Annotated in this window: 13 protein-coding genes and 1 pseudogene; 7 read left to right on the top strand and 7 right to left on the bottom strand. The window is 67.9% G+C overall.

Annotated features, from left to right (window positions below; genetic code table 11):
• Nucleotides 1-175 precede the first annotated feature (175 nt).
• From JOD64_RS26910 to JOD64_RS26920, 3 genes are all read right to left on the bottom strand, one after another.
• Nucleotides 176-1,027 carry a cupin-like domain-containing protein gene (locus JOD64_RS26910; protein WP_204944797.1) on the bottom strand — a complete coding sequence of 284 codons (852 nt, stop codon included), beginning with the start codon at nucleotides 1,025-1,027 and terminating at the stop codon, nucleotides 176-178.
• 135 nt (nucleotides 1,028-1,162) lie between these two features.
• Nucleotides 1,163-3,535: an ACP S-malonyltransferase gene (gene fabD, locus JOD64_RS26915; protein WP_204944798.1), complete on the bottom strand. Its 2,373-nt coding sequence runs from the start codon at nucleotides 3,533-3,535 to the stop codon at nucleotides 1,163-1,165.
• A complete protein-coding gene (locus JOD64_RS26920) occupies nucleotides 3,532-4,260 on the bottom strand; it encodes a Crp/Fnr family transcriptional regulator (RefSeq protein ID WP_204944799.1) in 729 nt (242 codons plus the stop codon). The genes fabD and JOD64_RS26920 overlap by 4 nt, the downstream gene beginning before the upstream one ends.
• 416 nt (nucleotides 4,261-4,676) lie before the next feature.
• Between JOD64_RS26920 and JOD64_RS26925 the strand changes: the two genes are divergently transcribed.
• Nucleotides 4,677-5,939, top strand: coding sequence for a winged helix DNA-binding domain-containing protein (locus tag JOD64_RS26925; protein WP_204944800.1), 1,263 nt, complete (start codon nucleotides 4,677-4,679; stop codon nucleotides 5,937-5,939).
• A gap of 220 nt (nucleotides 5,940-6,159) precedes the next feature.
• On the opposite strand, the gene JOD64_RS34020 is transcribed toward JOD64_RS26925, so the two are convergent.
• Nucleotides 6,160-6,765 carry a zinc ribbon domain-containing protein gene (locus JOD64_RS34020; RefSeq protein WP_204944801.1) on the bottom strand — a complete coding sequence of 202 codons (606 nt, stop codon included), beginning with the start codon at nucleotides 6,763-6,765 and terminating at the stop codon, nucleotides 6,160-6,162.
• Nucleotides 6,766-7,611: 846 nt separating this feature from the next.
• Nucleotides 7,612-8,571 carry an AraC family transcriptional regulator gene (locus JOD64_RS26935; RefSeq protein WP_204944802.1) on the bottom strand — a complete coding sequence of 320 codons (960 nt, stop codon included), beginning with the start codon at nucleotides 8,569-8,571 and terminating at the stop codon, nucleotides 7,612-7,614.
• A 103-nt stretch (nucleotides 8,572-8,674) separates the two neighbouring features.
• On the opposite strand from JOD64_RS26935, the gene JOD64_RS26940 reads away from it, so the two are divergent.
• Nucleotides 8,675-9,532, top strand: a complete 858-nt coding sequence (locus JOD64_RS26940; protein WP_204944803.1) for a Rossmann-fold NAD(P)-binding domain-containing protein — start codon at nucleotides 8,675-8,677, stop codon at nucleotides 9,530-9,532.
• A complete protein-coding gene (locus JOD64_RS26945; protein WP_204944804.1) occupies nucleotides 9,529-10,032 on the top strand; it encodes an anthrone oxygenase family protein in 504 nt (167 codons plus the stop codon). Before JOD64_RS26940 ends, JOD64_RS26945 begins: the two co-directional genes overlap by 4 nt.
• Nucleotides 10,033-10,706: 674 nt before the next feature.
• On the opposite strand, the pseudogene JOD64_RS26950 reads toward JOD64_RS26945, so the two are convergent.
• Nucleotides 10,707-10,984: pseudogene (locus JOD64_RS26950) on the bottom strand (site-specific integrase); the annotation flags it as partial.
• Between the two features lie 127 nt (nucleotides 10,985-11,111).
• On the opposite strand from JOD64_RS26950, the gene JOD64_RS26955 reads away from it, so the two are divergent.
• From JOD64_RS26955 to JOD64_RS26970, 4 genes are read left to right on the top strand one after another with little or no spacing between them, the layout of a single operon-like run.
• Nucleotides 11,112-11,519 (top strand): hypothetical protein, encoded by a 408-nt coding sequence (locus JOD64_RS26955; protein WP_204944805.1) that lies wholly within the window; start codon nucleotides 11,112-11,114, stop codon nucleotides 11,517-11,519.
• Nucleotides 11,506-12,921, top strand: coding sequence for an RNA-guided endonuclease InsQ/TnpB family protein (locus JOD64_RS26960; RefSeq protein WP_239559678.1), 1,416 nt, complete (start codon nucleotides 11,506-11,508; stop codon nucleotides 12,919-12,921). Before JOD64_RS26955 ends, JOD64_RS26960 begins: the two co-directional genes overlap by 14 nt.
• Nucleotides 12,921-15,956 (top strand): hypothetical protein, encoded by a 3,036-nt coding sequence (locus JOD64_RS26965; protein ID WP_204944807.1) that lies wholly within the window; start codon nucleotides 12,921-12,923, stop codon nucleotides 15,954-15,956. Before JOD64_RS26960 ends, JOD64_RS26965 begins: the two co-directional genes overlap by 1 nt.
• Nucleotides 15,957-15,978: 22 nt before the next feature.
• On the top strand, nucleotides 15,979-17,028 hold the full coding sequence (locus tag JOD64_RS26970; RefSeq protein WP_204944808.1) for a hypothetical protein: 1,050 nt from the start codon (nucleotides 15,979-15,981) through the stop codon (nucleotides 17,026-17,028).
• Between the two features lie 212 nt (nucleotides 17,029-17,240).
• On the opposite strand, the gene JOD64_RS26975 is transcribed toward JOD64_RS26970, so the two are convergent.
• A complete protein-coding gene (locus tag JOD64_RS26975) occupies nucleotides 17,241-19,760 on the bottom strand; it encodes a S8 family serine peptidase (protein WP_204944809.1) in 2,520 nt (839 codons plus the stop codon).
• Between the last annotated feature and the right edge of the window lie 94 nt (nucleotides 19,761-19,854).

Here is a 19,854-nt window from a genome sequence, read left to right on the forward strand (position 1 = left end):
GCGGGGCAGTGCTCGCGCGGGCGGCCTCCGGGTCGACGCCGCCGGTCACCTGCCGCCGCGCGGCGTGCCTGTTTGAGCGACCTCAACGCCCGTGCTCGGACCACCTCGTGACCACCCGACACCCGCCGGGCAGCTCGCGGGACAGGCCGGGGCACCCGGGCGCGGGCGCCTGCCGTCAGCGCAGGTCCGCAGCGGTGAAGTAGCGGACCGTCACGTCGTCCGCGCCGCCGGAGGACAGGTAGCGGCTGAAGTCGGCGTCGTGCACCTCGTGGACGAAGTTCCAGGTCAGCGAGACGCTGTCGGTGAGGGCGATGGCGGCGTGCGGCCACCCGGCCGGGATGTAGATGCAGTCGCCCGGCTCGAGCACCACGTCCAGTTCCACCGCGGCGTTCCGCCAGTGCGGAAACGCGGACGCGTCAGGCTGGTCGAGATCGACCAGGTCGTTCCTTTTACCGTCGCGACTGAGCAGTGACAGCGAGTCGGGCCTGAACAGCATGACCCGTTTGCGGCCGGTCGTCTGGCACAGGCAGGCGTCACTCGCCCACGGGTCGACGTGCAGCCGGGTACGTCCCTGCGCGCCGCAGACAAAGATCCCCTTGGCAGGGAACGGATCCCGGGCAGCGTCGGCCGGACCCCGCAACCGCGGGAAGACATAGCCCGAATCGGGCAGCCAGGACGGCATGCTCCAGTCGTCGGCCAGAGCCGTGAAGGCCGTGTCGGCCCAGGGGAGTCGGCTGGCGTTCTGTCGGGCGTACCAGCGCAGATAAGGCGGGGCGGCCGGGGAGGTGACGCCGATATGCCGTGCGACGTACTCGCCGAAGGTCGACACGCCGTAGAGGCTGAACAGGGAGTCGTACAGCGGAACCCTGTGTTCGCCGAAGCGTCTGGTCAACGTTGCGAAATCCCATTCGGGTGCCCAGTTCCACGCTGCGGCGGCACCGCGGACCACCACCGGTTGGCGCCAGGTCAAATACCGGTCGACGAACTGCGACGACGTCAGGGCTTCGACCTGGGTGCTCTCGCTCATGGTCACCTCGTCTGAGGGGTACACCGGCAGCCCCGGTCCCAGGGCCTGGCCGACTGTATGCCGAGGTCCGCGACGTGGGGCGCGCAATAGTGTGCACACCCGTGCCGGCCTGCTGGCAGCTACGCCTGGGCAAGGCTAGGGGACGGTGCCGTCGACCGGGATGCTCGTCCCACCCGTGTGCCGACCCAGCAGATCCGCGGCGCCGGACATCAGTGCCTCCGCGATGGTGTCGGCGTGACGTTTTCGCCACGGACCGAGTCCGGTCTCGTCGGCGAACCTGTTGAAGGCGCCCATCGCTGGGCCGCAGTGCACCTGGAAGTTCACTTTGTCCTCTACCGTGCCGTCCATCGCCGCGATGGTGCTGTCCACGAAGTACTGACGGAACACCATCCCCATCCGCAGCTTGGGAGCTGCCTCGGCGCGTGCGATGTCGGTGGTGTCACCTCTGGCCTGGTGACGTTGCCGAATCCGTTCCCAGACCTCCTCGAGAGGCTGACCGAAACAACTGCTCTCCAAGGTTGCCCGGGTACGCGCGTCGAGGTCCTCGATGCCCCCATGGTTGCGGTACAGCTGGTAGAGCTTGTTGGCCCGAGCCGCGAACAGGGTGCCCTTGCGCATCACCTGCACCCGTGCACCCAGCTCGAACATGTCGCCGGCGGGAGCGTAGGTGGTGTCCTGCACATCAAGATCGGCCAGCATGTCCTTTGCCAGTGCTGACGTGCCCGCCTCGACGGTGCACTGGTTCACCGAGCCGGTGACGACGAAGTCCGCGCCGAGCACGAACGCCGCAGCGACGGCCTCCGGCGCGCCGAGGCCACCGGAGGCGCCGAGCCGGATGTCGACCGGACGGCTGTACCGGCGCACCAGGGCGTCACGCAGCCGCGTGAAGCTCGGTACCAGCGTCAGGGCGACGCCGCCGTCGGTGTGGCCCGCGGAGTCGGCCTCGACACAGACGTCCTCGCTCACCGGCAGTTCGTGACCGACCGCGGCTTCCTGCTCTGTGAGCAGTCCCTGCGTCACCAGCCGATCCACCACTTCTTTCGGTGGCGGGCTCATGAACGCGGTGGCAACCTCCGGCCGCGACACCTTCGCCAGCACTCGTCGCGGCGCCACCGGCCGGCCTCCTGGTCCCCGGTGAGCGCCGTGGAGCCTGAAGCGGACCAGCGCCGGGGTGATCGCGGTGTAGGCGGCTGCCTCGACGAAACGGATGTCGTGACGGAGATAGAGGTCCACCATCGCGCTCTCCGCCGCCGGGCGACGGATGTCGTACAGCAGGTTCATGCCGAACAGCCCGGTGTCGCCCAGCGCCGTCCGAAGCTGGCCGATGGCGGTTTCCACCTCGGTCTTAGGCAGTCCGCCGGTGCCGAAGAATCCCAGCAACCCGGCGTTGGCCATCCGGACGACCAGGTCGACCGAGGAGATGCCCCGGTACATCGATCCTGCGAGATAGGCATGCCGCACGCCGAAGTCGCGCCGGAACGTGGCCGACCCCAAGGACGCGGTGCTCGGCCGTGCCGACCGTTGTGGTGGTGTGGTTGCGGGCGGGCGGGTCGCAGGTGCTGGCGCCGGTAGGTGGGGCTGCCGGCTGAGCGGGCCTAGCGGCGAGGACGCGGTGGGGCAGGGCGTACCGCCTTCGGAGGCGTTCTCCCGATCCGAAGAGCACGCCGCCCACAGCCGGGTCAGCACGTCTCCAGGGCCGAGCTCGACAATGTCCTGCACCCCGAGCGCGGCCAGGGTGCGCATGCTGTCCCGCCATCGCACCGGCGCGGTTATCTGGCGTGTCAGCAGGTCGGCGATGTTTCGGTCGGGGTAGGGCTGCGCAGTCGCATTGGCGATGACCGGGATCCGCGGCGGCGCGCACCGTACCTCGGCGAGGTCAGCGGCGAACTGGCGAGAAGCCAATTCCATGTACCGGGAGTGAAACGCCGCGCTGACGTTGAGCGGCACGTACCGGCCCCCGGCGGCGCGTATCCGCGTGGCGAGCGCGTCGAGTGTCTCGCGCGGACCGGACAACACGGTCTGCTCCGGCGAATTGTAGTTGGCCACATCCACGTCATCGGCCTGCGCATGGGACAGCACTGTGGCAAGACTGTCTGCCGCCAGTCCTACCACCGCAGCCATCGCCCCACCGGCGGCCTGGCCCATCAGTTCCCCGCGTCGTTTCACCAGCCGAAGGCCGCTCTCGAACCCGAAGCACCCGGCAGCGCACAACGCCGTCAACTCTCCGACGCTGTGGCCTGCCAGGAACGCCGGAGCCGGTTCGGAGTCCATCCGGGCCAGAAAGGCCAAATATTCGACGACGAATAGGGCGGGCTGGACGTATTCGGTCCTGCGAAGGCCGCCGCTGATGGTGCCGTCGCACACGTCTCGGATCGAGTAGCCCAACACGCGGTCGGACGCGTTGCGGTGGTCAGGGAACCGAGACAGAAGGTCCAATCCCATTCCGGGTCGCTGGGCTCCCTGGCCCGGAAAGAGCCACGCTTGCGCGGGCCGCCCCGCCCCGGTCATCGGCAAGACGTCAGGTAGTCGGTGAGCTCGTTGGCGTTCACCACGATGTTGTGGCCGTGCTTTCTCGTCATGCCTGCCTGTTGAAAACGCTTGAGGAAATAACCGACACGCGACCGGGTGGTGCCCACCATCTGCGCCAACTCCTCATGGGTCACGCGGCAGTCGATGATCAGGCCATCGCCATCGCCGTCGCCGTTGCCGCTACCGAGCTTCTGGGCCAGCCGCAGCAGGGTCATTGCCAAACGGTGCTCGCTGTCGAGCGTCACGAAGTTCGTCAGAGTCTCCTGCTGCTCGGTGATGTGCGAGGCCAGATGGTGGTCCCAGGCATCGCGCAGCATCCGGTCGTCGGTGATCTGGTGCAGCTGATCGCGCGCAATCACCGTCAACTCCGTGGGGCTCTTGGTCATCGCGGTCTCCGCTCGCCGCCCCCTCAGGATGCTCGACACTCCGACGATGGCGGTTGGCCCACTGATCTCCAACAGGCACGGCTTCCCGTTCAGCGACCAGGTCATCGACTTGACCCAGCCACTGTTAATCAGATAAAGCCAATCTCCTGAGTCGCCCCAACTGTACAGATGAACCTCGGGCGGCAGCCTTCTGACCGGCGCATGAAACGTACCTTCATCGATCTTTGCGAGAATGATCCTCCCCAGGACCGTTCGTCGATGCAAGGTGCTGACTTGACGGTCCGCGTCTCGTAGCGAGACGCGCTCCTTGATCTGCATCTGTTCTCCCCCGAAAACAGTTCCCAGTCGACTCGTTCCCCCTGCTGCCAACGGCGCTCGTCCGGTCCTCGCCGGCCTATCTCCTCCCGACAGCACGCTGAATCTGCTTGCCGTCTTCCCCGTTGGCATTCGCGCTCAATCAAACGTCGCCGAAGCGGTGTGCACCTTGGGCCGCAGCGGCGATCACACTGTGTTATCGCTCAGTCATTTAACAGCGGCTACGGTGCTGTTACAAGGTCGGGGTCGTAAGCCCGACCGATCGGACCGATGTCCAAAAACAGACATCTCCCGCACCGTGGGCTGTCTGATTTTACCGTTCTTCGATGGGTCTGCTCCGGTAAGTGGAGGGCCTTGCGGTGGTCCGAGAGGCGCGTTCTCGTGTCCGGATCGACCCCATGTTGGTAGAGTCGGCAACTGTGGCTATTGATGCGCGCTTCCAGCCACAACACAGTGGCGAACCTGCTTATTGGCCGAGGGGCGGAAATATGATAAGCGGTGCCAGGCTGCGCGTGTCCGAAAGTCAACGGCGAGCCCGTCTTTCCGCCCGGCATGCGTTGATTCCAGAAGGTATCGCCAAGGATGCCCGCGCTGTTGCCGGCTCACTCGTCGCGATCCACGCCACTGACCCGCCGACCGTCTACCTGTCCGTCGCCGCCCGTACGCGACTCGCCGGTCCCGTTGACGTCGCCACCGACCTGCACGCGCCGTCAATGATGCGCATGACCGGCATGCGTCGCACCGTCTTCGTCCTTCAGACGGACCTGGCCCCGACGGTGCTCGAGGCGACCGCCCGGCCGCTGGCGCTGCGAGACCGCGCCACTATTCTGCGTCTGCTCCACGCTCACCTCGGCTGGACCGAGGACCACCTCACCGAGATCGAGGACTCGATCGTCGAGCTCGTCATCGCCAAGGGCACGATCACCGGCCGCGAGCTTGCCGAGGCGCTTCCCGTCCTGCGCACCACGATCCGTCCCAGCAGCTCCCCGTCGTCCAACGCCCCGGGACAGCCGGTCAGCATGCGCATCCTCTACAACCTGGCGATGACCGGACGCATCTGCCGAGGCCGTCCGCTCGGCGGGTGGACCAGCGGACAGTACACGTGGTCGCCTCCCGCACCGATGACCACCATCGAGCCGCGGGCCGCACGAGCCGACCTGCTCAGCCACTATCTCGCCCGCTACGGACCGGTCACCGAGGCAGATGTCCGCTGGTGGACCGGATGGACCGTCACGCAGACGCGTCAGAGCCTGGCGGACAACCACGCCGTGGCGGTGGAGCTGAGCGAGGGCCAGACCGGATACGTCGCCCCCGACGACCTCGACCCGGTCGAGTCACCGGAGCTCTCGGTGGCGCTGCTTCCCGCGCTGGACTCCACCGTGATGGGCTGGCGTGACCGCGCCTGGTACCTGCCCTCCGAGAGCACGCCGGCCTTGTTCGACCGTACCGGCAACGCCGGCCCGACCGTATGGGTCAACGGCCAGGTGGTCGGCGGGTGGGGCCAGGACCGCAAGGGCCGCATCAACTGGCGTCTCCTGAGCGACGTCGGAGCACGAGAGCAGAGCGCGATCGCCGTCGAGGCCGAACGACTGTCCACCTGGCTTGGTGAGTCGCGTGTCAGTCCAAGGTTTCACACCCCGCTGGAGCGAGAACTGTCCGACAGCCCAGGGCGCAAGCGGTGATCGGGCCGCACCGCCTGGACCAGTAACTCACCCCGCCGTAGTCGGTCGGCGCTTCAACGCCGATCTCGGGCAGTTCCTCAAGGCGCCCAGGGTTGGCTGCCCCTCCGGTACGGCACTCTGCGCCAGCGACGCGACGGACCAACTCGAAGCGCTCGGTGTCTCCCGTCGTAAGAGCATGCCGTCACATGGGCGGCCCACCGGGGCCGCCCCACTCACCGCGTCAGCCATGCGCGACCAGGTAGACCTCCTGAGTGCGGTCCCGTTGGGTGCGCTGCGCACGCCGGTCGCTGGTGAGGACGGGCTCGCAGGCGTGGGAGCTCGCCGGGCAGCACATGGCCGTCGGTCGCAGCTTGCAGTGCGAGCAGTGGCAACTAGTGCGGTGTCCACTAACGTTCACCGGGTGTTCCGGTGGGGTGTTGTGGATCCTCGCTTTGGGGGCGAGCGACTCCCCACTGGGTGGTGGGGCGGGCCTCCGCGGGCCATCTGATCCTCTCGCCGCCCGGGTTGGGCGGCGGGGGTCACGCCGGGACCGGCCGGTGCCGGGGAGGTTCCGGCCGACTCGACGGTGCGTGAGCACCCCGGGCAGCACAGGTTCGGCTGTTGTGGGGGTGGTGGGTCCGCCGCCCGGGGTGCGGGTGGCGATGCTGGCCGCCGCGACGAGATCGCGGTGCCCGGAGAATCGGCAGTGGGGGCAGGACAAGGTGCGCCCACGGGGTTTCGGTACCCGCCGCTGGCAGGCGGGGCAGGTCGAGGAGGTGCCGCGTTCGTCGACGAGGTGCACAGTGATCCCGGCGAGGGTGGCCTTGTCGGTGAGGACCTGAATCAACCGGCCGATCTGCCACTGCCGCAGCCGCAGGTTGTGCCGCCGCCCGCGGGGGCAATGTCGAGTACCCCGCGGGGGTCGCCGACGTGCAGCACCCCCACCCGTTGATCCACCGCCCAGGACACGACAGTGCCGGCGGCCTCATGCTGGGCCTGGCGGACCCGCCGCCGATGCCGTCGCTGCACCAGCCGGGCCCGGCGGCGATAGTGACGCCACCGCCGTGACCCCCGCTGGCCCGGTTTCGGTGCCCGCCGCGCCACCGCCCGGCGGCGGTCTTTGGTGTCGGCGTGGGTCGTGTCGCCCCAGCGACATGAACCCCCATTCCCGCTATAGGCGGATCGCGACGGGTAGGAGACTTCGTTCTCTTCCCGACGAGGGTTCCGACGGCGGGCGCGTGGGCGCGGTGGACCGGACAACGTCCTGTTAGTCTCCCCCGTTTACCCCCCCCGAAAACCCCGCCCGACGTTGACAACCAGTGACAAGAAGCGATTGATGCTAGAGCGCCTTTATGCAGCTCAGTGCCTTCTTTTGACAGTCAATGACAAGGTCGGGGTGGCTGCAGTTGGTAACAAGGGGTTTTGACAAGCAATGACAAGCCCTGAACGAGGCTCGACAAGAGGTCTTCGTGGGTTCAATTCCCCTCGTTCCCCACGAGCACCTAGCCCCTGAAACGGAGGTTGCGTCGGTCGAGGAGGTTACTACGAGCGAACGTGACTACTGCTCGCGGTTCCGTTGCGGTGGGTCGGTCTTGCGGCGTAGGAGATCAATCATCGCGCGAGCTGCGTGGTCAGTTTGACCGGAGGACAGTCCACGATGAGGAACGGATGCCCACCGCCAGCCTCGGCACGGTCATCCTACTGGAACGAGGTTAGGCGACCCGATGTCCTGCCGGTGTTCGGCCGGGCTGAGACCGCGTACCCGTTTGAAGGCCGCGCTGAGTGCGAATGAGCTGCCGTAGCCGACCTGGCGGGCCACCGTGCCGATGGTGACGTCCGGTTCGCGCAACAGGTCGGCGGCCAGCGCGAGCCGCCAGTTGGTGAGGTACGCCATCGGAGGCTCGCCGACCAGTTCGGTGAACCGGCGGGCCAGCACGGCCCGTGAGATACCGGTGCCGGCCGCGAGGGTGGCCACCGTCCAGGGCTTTGCTGGGTGGTCGTGCAGGAGCCGCAACGCCCTGCCGACCACCGGGTCGCCGTGCGCTCGATACCAGGCAGGCGCCGCCGCCTCCGGCCGGGAGAGCCAGGCCCGGAGTACGGCGATGAGCAGTAGGTCGAGCAGCCGGTCCAGGACCACCTCCTGCCCAGGCTCGTCCTTGGTCATCTCCTCGCTGAGCAACGGGACGAGCGGGCTGTCCAGTGCTCCGGCCGGCAGCACCAGGAGTTGGGGCAGGACCCGCAGCAGCCGTTGGCTGACCTCGCCCTGCAACTGGTACGTGCCACTGAGCAGCACCGCGGTTCCGTCAGCGCGTTCGCCCCAGGTCCGGACACCCTGGTCCATCACTTCGCACAACTCGTCCCCGGCAGGCGTGGTGGTGCGCTGTCCGGGGTGGATCACTGCCTGCGGCGCCGTGGCCGGGTCGTCGGCGATCGTGTATGGCTCCGGGCCACGGATGATCGCGACGTCGCCGGCGCGCAGCGGCGCCGGAGTACCCCGGGCCGGCACCACCCACGCCGTGCCACGCAGCATGGTGACCAGGGTGAGTGGCGCGCGATCCTGGATCCGTACCGACCAAGGCGGGTCGAACACCGACCGCATCAGGAACGCGCCGCGCGCCCTCGGCCCGTCCAACAGCCCCGCGAGCGCATCCATGCGCTCAGGTTAGCCCTGTGACGTGGACGGTCGAGACGCGGGGACATGGGATCGAGAGCCTCGCCCATTCCCGGTGCGCTCGCCCTCGGGTTGACTGATTGGCATGACGAAGAACGTTGATGAGCAGCCAATCCTCGTACTGGGCGGCACGGGCAAGACCGGCCGACGAGTGGTGGACCGGCTCGCCAAACTCGGCCGGCCGGTGCGGGTCGGCTCCCGCTCCGGCGAGCCTCCGTTCGACTGGACCGACCAGCGCACCTGGGCGCCCGTACTGGACGGGGTTTCGTCGGTCTACCTGGTGTACTACCCGGACCTGGTTGCGCCGGACGCCCTCGCAACGATCCGCTCGTTCACCGAACAGGCGGTGTCCGGCGGGATCGAACGGTTGGTTCTGCTTTCCGGCCGGGGCGAGGAGGAGGCCAAACTCAGCGAGCGGGTGGTCCAGGACTCCGGAGTGGCCTGGACGATCGTGCGGGCGAGCTGGTTCAGCCAGAACTTCAGCGAGGACTTCCTGACCGACTCGATCCGCGGCGGCGAGGTCATCCTCCCGGCCGGGAACGTGCCGGAGCCGTTCGTCGACGCCGACGACATCGCCGACATCGTGGTCGCGGCGCTGACCGAGGACGGGCACGCGGGGCAGCTCTACGAGGTGACCGGCCCGCGGCTTCTCACCTTCGCCGAGGCGACCTCGGAGATCGGCAACGCGCTCGGGCGGGAGATCCGCTACCGATCGGTTTCGCCCGAGGAGTACGCCGCCGTGTTGGCCGGGTACGACGTGCCGGCGGAGCTCGCAGCGGTGCTGAACGAGTTGTTCGGCAAGGTCCTGGACGGCCGCAACGCACAGCTCACCGATGGTGTGCAACGGGCACTGGGCCGCAAGCCGCGCGACTTCGCGGACTATGCCCGGGACGCCGCCGCCGCTGGTGCATGGGACATCTCCCCCGATGGAAACTGGGCATGAACGCCACCCTGGCTGCCTGGTCGGCGGCGGTGACCCTGGCGGTGACGGGTGCGATCACCGGTGTGTACTACGCCTTTTCGGTAGCGGTGATGCCCGGTCTGAACGCCGCCGACGCCGGTACCGCGATCCGGGCCATGACGAGCATCAACCAGAGGATCCAGAATCCGCTGTTCTTCGTCACGTTCTTCGGCCCGCTCGTCGCCGCCACGGTGACCGGTGTGATCCTGTTGATCCTCGGGAGGCGGTCGGCAGGCCTGGTGTTCCTGGTGGCCGCGGGGGTGTACCTGGTGGGCGCGTTCATCCCGACGGTGGTCGTCAACGTGCCGATGAACGATACGCTCGACGCCGCAGGCGTGCCGACCGACCCTGCGGAGGCGGTCCGGGTGTGGGCTTCCTACTCGTCCGCTTGGACGTGGTGGAACTCGGTACGCGCCGGTGCCAGCCTGATCAGCCTGTTGCTGGCTGGTCTCGGGGTCTACCTCTCGGGCACGTCCCGATGACGTCGCCGTCCGGGGCGGGCAGGGTGGCCAGTTCCGGGCGGCCGGGGGGAATGCGGCACGGGGTGTGCCCAGCAGATCGTCACTCGGGCCGGTGGGCCTCGACCGGGGTCCGCTGGGCATGCTCGACGAACGGCCCGTCGGTCTGGATCCGCTGGTTGCAGGCCGACGAGTTGGTCGCGGCCTGTCCGTAGCCGCACCGACGCGGACATCTGCCGTTGGCAAGGCGCGGCGGTCCGTTCCACCCCTGATGTGAGAATGCATGAGCGGCGGTTCAAGTGCGTCCGAGGGCCCTTGTCAGCACACGGACCCCGGTGTCCACAGGAAGCGCCACCACACCCGCCGCGTAGGACGCGTGCCGTGAGGCGGGCGCGGCACGGTGGCAGGGCCAGTGGGGGCGGTCAGAACTGGCGGGGTTCGGTGTGGGAGCCCCGTTCAACCCCCCGAAAACCCCGCCCAATCGTTGACAAAGGGTGACCAGGAGCGATGAGCGCCTGGCGGTTTCTCTCCAGCTCAGCCACCACTTTCGGCAAGCAATGACAAGCATGGTTCGGTTACTTTTGGTAACAAGGGGTCGTCGGTTCGAATCCGGCCCGTCCCGACGCAGGTCAGAGGCCATTCGGATTCTTCCGGATGGCCATTTCTGATCTTGTACAGCAGCGAGGTACAGCAACGGCTCATTGATCGAGGCTTTCGCCGAGCCTCCGCAGAGCCTCACGGGTCGTCTTCGATGAGAACTTGGCTGTAGATCTCCATCGTGATCGAGAAGTCCGGGTGCCGCAGGATCGCCATCGCGACCCGGGTGCACGTCCAGGTCGACCAGCAGCGAACCGCAGGGGCGTCGGGCATCGTGGACGGTGATCTTTCGGATGCCGGCGCGGGCTATACGGCTGTCGTAGGAGCGGTTGACGTTGCGGGGTTCGACCGGCAGCCCGTAGCGGACTGTGATGATCATGCGAGCTCCGAAGGTCTCCCGGTCCGCCTACTACGCCCGCGGCGAGCTTCGCCTCACCGTACGTAATAGAGGTTGTGTCCGTTCGTATCTGGTGGCGCCGGCCCGCGTAGCGGCACGATCGGCGTCTATGGCTACTTTGTCCAGCGGCGATGCTGCGGCGGCCCGCTTCGCCGCATTTCTGGAGGGTGACGGCCCGCTCCCGGCGCTCGAGGATTTGCCGGCTTCGCCGGACGAGGACTTGGTCACCTGCCTGTTGGTGGCGATCTCGTGGTACGGCGACCAGGAACGTCCGCCGTTCCTCGTGCTCGCCACACTCGCCGGCGCCCTCGACCAGGGCGCGGTGCCGGACCGTTGGCGTGCGCTGGTCGAGAGCGTGCTCGCCGACCTGATGCTGGACCTCGACGGGCGCTCGGCGATCGGAACCGTGGCGCAGTTCGAGAACGGCTACGACCGTGACGCGCTAGTGCTGTGTCCACTAACGTTGGCCGGGTTGTGTCAGACCCTCGTGGTTGGCTTCGGGTATGCCCAGACGTAGGGGTTCGGGAGCGCCGCGGGTGGTGCATCGCACCGCCCGGGTCGGTCTGCGTTTGACCCGGGCGCAGCGGCAACGTTGCTTCGGCCTGCTCCGCGCGGCCGGGGACGTTTGGGCGTGTGTATTGGAATACAACAGCTGGCGGCATCGTCGTCAAGATCGGCCGGTCGCGAGCTATCAGGAGTTGTGTCGGCTGCTCGCCGCGTCTGGTCCGGGCACGTTCGGTGAGCTTGACTCGACCGGCGCCCGGTCGGTGTTGCGTCGCTATTCTGATGCGTGGTTCAGCGCTGCCGCCCGCCGCAGGGCGGGGCATGGTGAGGTGCGGTATCCGCGGCGGCGCCGGTCGTTGATGCCGGTCCGCTGGTATCACGGCACGTTCGGTCTGAGTGAACGGCGGCTGCGGTTGCCGACCTCGGCCGGGAGCCCGCCGCTGGTGGTGCGCCTGGACCGGGCGGTTCCGTACCCTCATGATGCGGTGCGGTCAGTGACGCTCGTGTTCGATCAGGGGCGGTTGTGGGTCGAGGTCACCGCGGAGCTTGCGGTCGCGACCTACCCTGCGGGTCTGGAGCCGCAGCGGGGGCGGGTCGCCGGGGTCGACCTGGGCATCATTCACCCGTACGCGGTGGCGGCCGGTGACGGGCAGATGTTGCTGGTGTCCGGGCGGGCGATCCGCGCCGAGCACCGTCAGCACCTGGCCGACACGAAAGGCCGCCGCCGGGCGACCGCCGCCCGGGCGCCGAAGAGGGGCCAGCGGGGTTCGCGGCGGTGGCGCAAGACCCGCCGGCGGGCTCGGCTGATGGAAGGGCGGCATCGGCGTCGGGTACGGCAGGCCGGGCACGAGGCCGCGAAGACCGTGATCGGCTGGGCAGTGCAGCACCGGGTCGGGACGCTGACCGTCGGTGACCCGCGTGGTGTCCTCGATCTGCCGGCGGGTCGGCGGCACAACCTGCGGTTGCGGCAGTGGCAACTCGGCCGGGCGATCGCGGTCCTGAAGGACAAGGCGGAGCTGGCCGGGATCACCGTGTATCTGGTCGATGAGCGGGGTACGTCGTCGACCTGCCCGGTGTGCCGGCGCAGAGTGGTCAAGCCCCGCGGGCGGACCATGATGTGCAGGAGTTGCGGGTTCGTCGGGCATCGTGATGTTGCCGCGGCGTTCACCATCGCCACCCGGACCCCGGGCGGCGTCACCATCACCGCACCCGAGATGGGTGCGGTGATCACGCACCGTCGAGCAGGCCGACACCTTCCCGGTGCCGGGCTGTCCCGGCGTGACCCACGCCGCCCACCAGCGGTGTCAGGGTCGGTTGGCCGGCTGAGGCCCGCCCCACTACCGGTGGGGAGTCGCTCGCTCCGACAACGTCTGGGCGAGGAACCACAACACCACCGACAACCCGGTGAACGTTAGTGGTCACAGCACTAGACAAGGCGATCGCGACCCTCGACGGGTTCCGGGCCGGTGGTCGGCGGCTGGCGAGCCGGTCGGCGGCCCTGTCCCACCTGCTGTTCGGGCTGTGGCTGCGGTGGCAGGACGGCGGCGATGACGGCGACCTGCGGGAGATCACCGGCCTGGGCCCGTTCGAAGGGCCGGCCGCGGAGCTGGTCGCGGCGGCGGAAAAGCAACTGGCGCACGACAAAACTGTCCACTCCGAAGTCCGCCTGGATGTCGCGCTCACTCTGCGGAACGCGCGCGGCGCGGCGTACAAGCGGACGGGCGACGTGTCGCATCTGGACGAGGTCATCCGGCTGGGCTTGGTCGCCGCCGAGTTCGCGACCGGCGACGACCGTGCGGACCTGCTGTCCGCGCAGTCGGCCGCGCTAATCGAGCGGTACGGGCGAACCGGCTCGGTGGAGAGTCGGGACGAGGCGATCACGGCGGTCCGGCGGGAGCGCCTCGAGTATCCGGTGGATCACGACAATTGGTTGTCGGCCTCCACCGACCTGCACCAGCTGATCGCTGAGCGCTGGATGTCGACTCGCGACCCGGCGGACGGGAGCGAGCTGGTCGCGCTGTCCGGCGAGCTGGTGGCGAACGAGCGCCTGTCTCGGGAGAAACGCGCGCAGCTGGCCCGCGACCGCTCGAACCTGCTGTGGGATCGCGCCCGGAACCGCGGCTCGGCCGAGGACCTCGGGCGGGCGGTGGAATCGGCCCGCGACTGGGTACGCCTCGGTGACGACGACCCCGGCCAGCTCTCCTCGATCTGCTACCTCCTCCAGTCGTGGTTCACGGTGACGGAGGTGCCGGACGATCTGCGGGAGGCCGTTGCGCTGGGCCGACGCTCGGTCGAGCGGCCGGCCATGGACCCTCGGGAACAGCGGCGCCGGCTGTCCAATCTTTTCGGCGCCGAGATGGCGCTGGCGGAAACCACCGGCGAGCGGGCCGACCACGACGCCGCGGTGGCGACGGCGCGGACGGCGGTCGAGGTGTACCCACCGGGTGACCCGGCGAGGTCGCCCGATCTGATGAACCTGGCCCTCGCGCTGTGGCAGCGGTGCCGGGTGTCCGGTGACCGCGGGGACCTCGACGAGTCGCTCCGTGTGGGGCGGGAGGCGATGCGCACCGCCGGCGAGCAGGACCGGATCCGGGTCGCGGCCACGCTGCTAGGTGCCCTCGGCCTGCGGCTGGAGATCGAGAACGACCCGGCCGCCCGGGACGAGGGCCTGCGCCTGCTCGGCCGGACGCCGCCCGCGGATCCCGCCCTGCTCAACAGCATCCGCATCTTCGCCGAGGCGGTGCGGCGCCATCCGGTGCCGGCGGTAGTCGAGCGGTTCCTGCACGACTACACGGCCGGCCTGCTGGAGATCGCGATCCAGGCGTCGGAGGAGGGCGCCCGGCAGCGCAAGCTTGCCCACCTCGATCTGGCTCTCGCCCTGCTGGCCACCGCGGAGGCCGTGACGCCGACGCCGAACGCGGCGGTCTTTGAGGGGTTGCGCGGCCAGATGATGCTTCGCCACTGGCAGGTAAGCCGGCGCCGGGTCGAGCTGGACGAGGCGATCGGCCTCCTGATCCGGGCGGGCTCGGAGGAGAGCGACCCGCGGCGGGAAATGGCCGGACAGCACCTGTGGGACGCGGCGGTCGCGCTCTACCGCCGATTCCGCCGCCGGCGCCGCATCGCCGACCTGCACGAGGCCCGGCGTCAGATGGAACGGGCGCTGGCGGCAACAGCCCCGGAAGCTGAGGAGCGACCCAGGATGGTTCAGTTCCTGGCCGGTATCGACGGGCACCTGACCAAACCGTCGATGCTCATCGGTCATGGCGACCTCGGCGAGGCCGACCGGGAGGACCTCAGCTCGCCGGCCGGGATAGCTAACGTGATGCGGTGGAACCAGGGGGAGCGGCGCGAATCCGGGCTGACCTGGGTGGACACGGGTGGTCCGGACGTCGGCGACCCGGGCAGCCCGCGGGTGCTGTTCTTGCGGACGTTCACCGAGGACGACGCGAGCTACGTCGTGCTTAACAGCCTCGGCGCGGCGCTGGACGGTGGGAGCGGGCGAATCGAGATCGTCAGCGACCAGCGGGACCGCGCGACCGTGGAGCAGCACTGGGCGGAGGCCTTCGGTAAACGGCCAGCGCCGATCGACTTCGTCGCCCCCGGGCGGGACGGGTGGCGACGGACGGTCCTGGAGCGGATGGCCGCCGCCGACGTGATTGTCCTGCACGTGTCGCCCAAGGACGTCGACTTCCCCGAGTTCCCGTTCGCGCAGCCGTCCACCGAACTGGGCATGGACTGGGACCGCTTCATGGATGCGCCGATGGCCGGCCCGATCACCGGCGGCGGGCTGCTGCGCGAGGTCTCCTTTCTCAACCGGGTACGCCGCCTGCCGGTCACCGTGGTGGTGTGCGACGGGCGGTACCGGGACACGCTCGATGACCTGATCGCGCTCGGTGGGGTGATGGGCGACTTCACTGACATGGCGGGGAACTGGGTGACCCCCCGGCTCGCCGCCATCGACAAACAGGTCGGGCACCTTCGTAGGGCGTATCGGGGAATCAGCTATCGCCGCGCGGACGGTGAGGTGGTTGTGTCCGACCTGGCCGGAGCCCTCGGCCTGGCGCTGGGGGACCTGCGGGACGCCGATATCACGTTGGAGCCCGCGCCGTGGCGGCCGGCCGACCTGTGCGGCCGTTCGCCGGAGCCACGACGCCTGCCACCGGACGGTGCGGCCAAGATCGTGGCGTACACCGACGTCGAGGCCGTGCTCTTCCTGCCCGAGGGGGAGATCACCGAGATCGACCACCGAGAGGTGCCAGCCATCCTGAGCCGGGCGGCGATCGCGACCGGATGTCCCTACTGCCGCGCCCCGATCGAGCGCATGTTCTTCTTCGTCCGGGAGCTCATGACCCGCGAGCAGCGGGCCTCCGGAACGCCCGACCTGCACGCCAAATGCCAGGTGTGCGGGCGGAAATCCTCTCAATGGGACACCAACCTGATGCCCCAGTGACCCGGCCGCGAGGAGATCCCCGATGCGCCCGTCCATTGTCGTCGTCGGCAGTGCCGACCCGGACCGCGAGTACACACCGGCAATGCAGGAGATCGACCTCGTGCCCGCCGCCTGCGAGGCGGTCGGCCGGGAACTGGCGCGGGCCGGCTGCGATCTTGTGGTGTTCTCCAGCAGTGACGACTACATCGAGAAGGACGTGGTCCGCGGCTATCTGGGCGCGCTTGAAACTCAGGACGGGGGCTCCGTCGTGGTGAAGGCGCCGTTCGATCGGGTGACGCTATTCGACGTGCCGTCGCACCTCAAGTACGTCCTGCGCGTCGAGCCGGACCCGGCCGAGGAATGGGAGGTGTCGTACTACCGCGCCGTCTTCGAGGCCGACGGCCTGATCGTTGTGGGCGGTGGGCGGGCGACCCGGATTGCTGGCGTCCTAGCCGTGGCGCGGCGCATCCCGCTCGTCGCGATGGCCCGTTTCGGCGGCGCGGCGCTCAGTGTCTGGCGGCATCTCGATCGTTACCACAACGACGCGACGCCCGAGGCGATCAGCCGGATGGCGGCGCCGTGGGGCGACGATGCGGCAGCGCAACTCGTGCGCAGCCTGCTGGACCAGCAATCGGTGATGCAGGAGGCCGAGCGGGCCGCGCGGCGCGAGCAGTCCCGTGCCCGGCGCGCGCGTACCCGGCACAGCCTGATCGCCGTGCTGGCGATCATTTCGGCGGTGCTGAGCGTCGTCCTGGCGTACGGAACCGAGACGACCGCCACGGCAGTGGGGTACCTGATCAGCGGATCCCTGCTGATGGCCGCGGCCGGAGCGCTGATCAACGATGCGTCCGCGGAGGAGCCCAACCTCGCTTGGGCTCTGGCCCGCGGCCTGGGTGCCGGGACGCTCGCGAGCATGCTGTACGTGGGCTCGCAGACGCTCACCAACGCCGAACCGCTCGACGCGGAGGCCTCCCGGCGGCTGGCCTGGCTCCTGATCCCGCTGGGGCTCGCCGCGGGCTACACGGTGGACAAGGTGTTCGCCCGGCTGCGTAACGTCGACGCGCTGGCCGAAAAGCCGTTCACCCAACCGTAGGTTTGTCGAAATTCGGTCAACCAACCGCCGGGGTGGCGGATCCGACTATGAGTAGATTCGTCGAACAACCGTGACGCGTACCCGGGAGGGGCCAGCCTCGTTGCGCCAACGGCTTTTCGGATCGGTGTCCGAAGCTGACGGCGCCATCTGGGCGAAGGCCCGGCCAGCCAGGCTCAGGCGAACCTGAGCCTGGCTGGCCAGGCCACGTGCGGCTAGACGCCGCCGGACCGTGCCCCGGGCAGCGTCCGCAGGGCGGTCAGCGTCATTTTGCCGTCCTGGTAGGACACCCTGAACATGTGGTGGCCCGCGTTCAGGACCCGCCGTTCTGGCAGGGAATGGAAATTGCCCCGGATCGAGTCGCCGCTCATGATCGTCAGTACCGTGCCCGGAGTGAGGGGCGCGCGAATGTCCAGGGTGAGTTCGCCGTCCAGCACCAGGTCACCCGCGGCCCGCACGCTCGTGTAGTCGTGGTCGCCGGAGATGGTGATGGCGACGCGACCCGCTCGGCTGACGGTCACGTCGCCGCCGACGTTCAGGACGTTGCCCGGCGCGACGTCGGTGAGAGTGATGGCCGCGGCGGACGCCGCTTCCCCGGACGACAGACCGGGCTGCAACACACCGCGGTCGACGTCGATGCTGCCTGCCACGAAGCCGGTGCCGCCGAGCGTGCCGCCCTTGACGTCGATCGAGCTTGCGTGCGAGCCGGTGATCGAAAGCTTGCCGCCTTCAACCGTCGTGCCGCCCTCGTAGGTATCGTTGCCCGTCATGACCAGCGTCCCGGAGCCTTGCTTGGTCAGAGATGCCGTGTAGAGGTTGTTGTCGATGTTGTTCTGAATGTAGGCCGCGCGCTTGTCCATCCATTCCTTGCGCCACTTGACGGCATCCTCATGGGTGATCTTGTCGTACAACTCGGGATGGCCGTTAGTGATAGCTTGGATGTAAGGATCAGCCAAAATGCCCTGAAGCATGAAGGCCTGTTCGTTAAGCGCGCCGTCCGGGTTCAGTACGTTGGGGCCGAATTCACCGGCGTAGGCAATGCCTTGCTTCTTGTAGCCCGCCAGCCACTCCAGGTCTTCCCTTTCCCTTTCCTTGATCGCGATCTGGCTGATGTCGTTCGACCAGACGTCCAGGGGCGCTTTATCCATGTTGTAGGTCATGGGGCCCAGGAGTTGGCCGGGGCCGTACATGCCTTTGGCCAGGTCGGGAATCCCCCAGCCCCAGCGTTCGTCCGGAAGACCGTCGGGAGCGGTCCAGGCGATGGATGCCCCGGAGGGGGAGGTTTGCCCGGTGCCGAGGAATCTCACACCGTCGGACATCTTGTTGTTCGCCGTGGTGAACATCAGCTCACGGACCTGCTTGGCGTCCATGTTGGGGTATCGGGAGAGCAGAACCCCCATCACCGCTGTCGCAACGGGCGTTGCCGGAGACGTGCCGCTCGAGTTTGAATAGTTAGTGTCACCACCGCTGCTCGTGGTCCGAACACTGTTTGAAGGGGTAGAAACGGTCCACCATTTGGCGAGCCCCGCCTCGTTGTACCCGGACTGCTTTGTGTATTCGGGGTTGGCCGCCGTGGGCGGTTGCACCCCGCCGACGGATACCCACTGCTTCTCCGCCAAGGGATTGAAGAAGGGATACGCCGGGCGAAAATACGGGTTGCTCCAGTCGTTGTTACCGGCCGACCTTACGTTGACGGTGCCGCTGTCCTTGATAGAATCCCAGATGGCATCCATGAAGGAGCGTCCGGGGTAGCTCGGATTGTATTGAATGCCGCCTTCCGAATAGCTCTTCTTGAAGAGGAAATACTGGTACTCCAGATCCTTCAGGTACTCGTTGGGGATGATGGTCGCCATTGCCGTGGCGCTCGCGCTGTCTTTGCCACGCAGTTGGTAAGCGTTGGCGAGGTTGCCATTGACTCCAAGGTCGTTTCCTAGGCCGTCAAAGCGGCTTCTGTCAATAGTCTGCACATAAGAGCCCCAACTGCTGTTGATGACCTTTGCGCCCGCGTCGACCAGGGCCTTGTTGGCGGTACGCCAGTACACGTAATCGTGGAAGGGGCCGTGGGACTGGGTATCGGAGCCGCCGGTCATGGCGACATACATCGTCGATCCAAAGGCGATGCCATGCTGGTCTTTGACATCGCGGATGCCGGAGGTAACCCCAAGCATGCCGGTTCCATGCGAGAAGTCACTTGTTCTCGCCTGATCGCCGGCCACAGTGAACGACTGGCCGGCAGTAAACGGGTTCCCCGGGCTTGCTGCGTTTCGATACCCGAAGCCGGACGTGCCGTAGACACCCTCCGCTCGCACCGGAACGATCAGCCCGGTCTGAAATGCTTCGTGTGTAGACCTGTAGCCCGAATCCATCATGCCCAGCGCAACGCCCTGCCCGCGGTACCCTAGGGCGTAGGCGGTGGACGCGTTTACCGCGACGAGCTGCCATGGCGAATCGACCGCCGTGCCAGGGTTGGAAGGATTATGGCCGGTATAATAACCATATTCCGGCGTTTCCCAACTGGCTTTAGCGGCATCTAGTTCCCCTGGCCTCGTGGCGACAAAGCCGGGATCTCCCGGGTACGCCGGCCCGCCGCCCGCATGGCCAGGGGGCGATGTCGGACCAGTCTTGGGCGACGCCGAGGCGAACCCGGCCGGAAACAACGCGACGCTTCCTCCGGCAGCAAGGACACCTCCCAGCCGACGCAGAAACTGTCGCCGATTCACGAACCTCATGCTCATCTCGGACTCCTCCGATGGGTCGATATCTCTAACGGACCGGGGCGGCCTGTTGCGTCCCAGCGCCATGGTCTCCACGCGCTGGTCGAGACAAAAT

The organism is Micromonospora luteifusca (assembly GCF_016907275.1).
Lineage (GTDB): Bacteria > Actinomycetota > Actinomycetes > Mycobacteriales > Micromonosporaceae > Micromonospora > Micromonospora luteifusca.

Coding starts and splice junctions, on each gene's coding strand:
- fabD (WP_204944798.1), bottom strand. CDS start 3,535: ATGACCGGGGCGGGGCGGCCCGCGCAAGCGTGGCTCTTTCCGGGCCAG.
- JOD64_RS26910 (WP_204944797.1), bottom strand. CDS start 1,027: ATGAGCGAGAGCACCCAGGTCGAAGCCCTGACGTCGTCGCAGTTCGTC.
- JOD64_RS26970 (WP_204944808.1), top strand. CDS start 15,979: ATGCGCCCGTCCATTGTCGTCGTCGGCAGTGCCGACCCGGACCGCGAG.
- JOD64_RS26920 (WP_204944799.1), bottom strand. CDS start 4,260: ATGCAGATCAAGGAGCGCGTCTCGCTACGAGACGCGGACCGTCAAGTC.
- JOD64_RS26940 (WP_204944803.1), top strand. CDS start 8,675: ATGACGAAGAACGTTGATGAGCAGCCAATCCTCGTACTGGGCGGCACG.
- JOD64_RS26960 (WP_239559678.1), top strand. CDS start 11,506: ATGCCCAGACGTAGGGGTTCGGGAGCGCCGCGGGTGGTGCATCGCACC.
- JOD64_RS26945 (WP_204944804.1), top strand. CDS start 9,529: ATGAACGCCACCCTGGCTGCCTGGTCGGCGGCGGTGACCCTGGCGGTG.
- JOD64_RS26935 (WP_204944802.1), bottom strand. CDS start 8,571: ATGGATGCGCTCGCGGGGCTGTTGGACGGGCCGAGGGCGCGCGGCGCG.
- JOD64_RS26955 (WP_204944805.1), top strand. CDS start 11,112: ATGGCTACTTTGTCCAGCGGCGATGCTGCGGCGGCCCGCTTCGCCGCA.
- JOD64_RS26975 (WP_204944809.1), bottom strand. CDS start 19,760: ATGAGCATGAGGTTCGTGAATCGGCGACAGTTTCTGCGTCGGCTGGGA.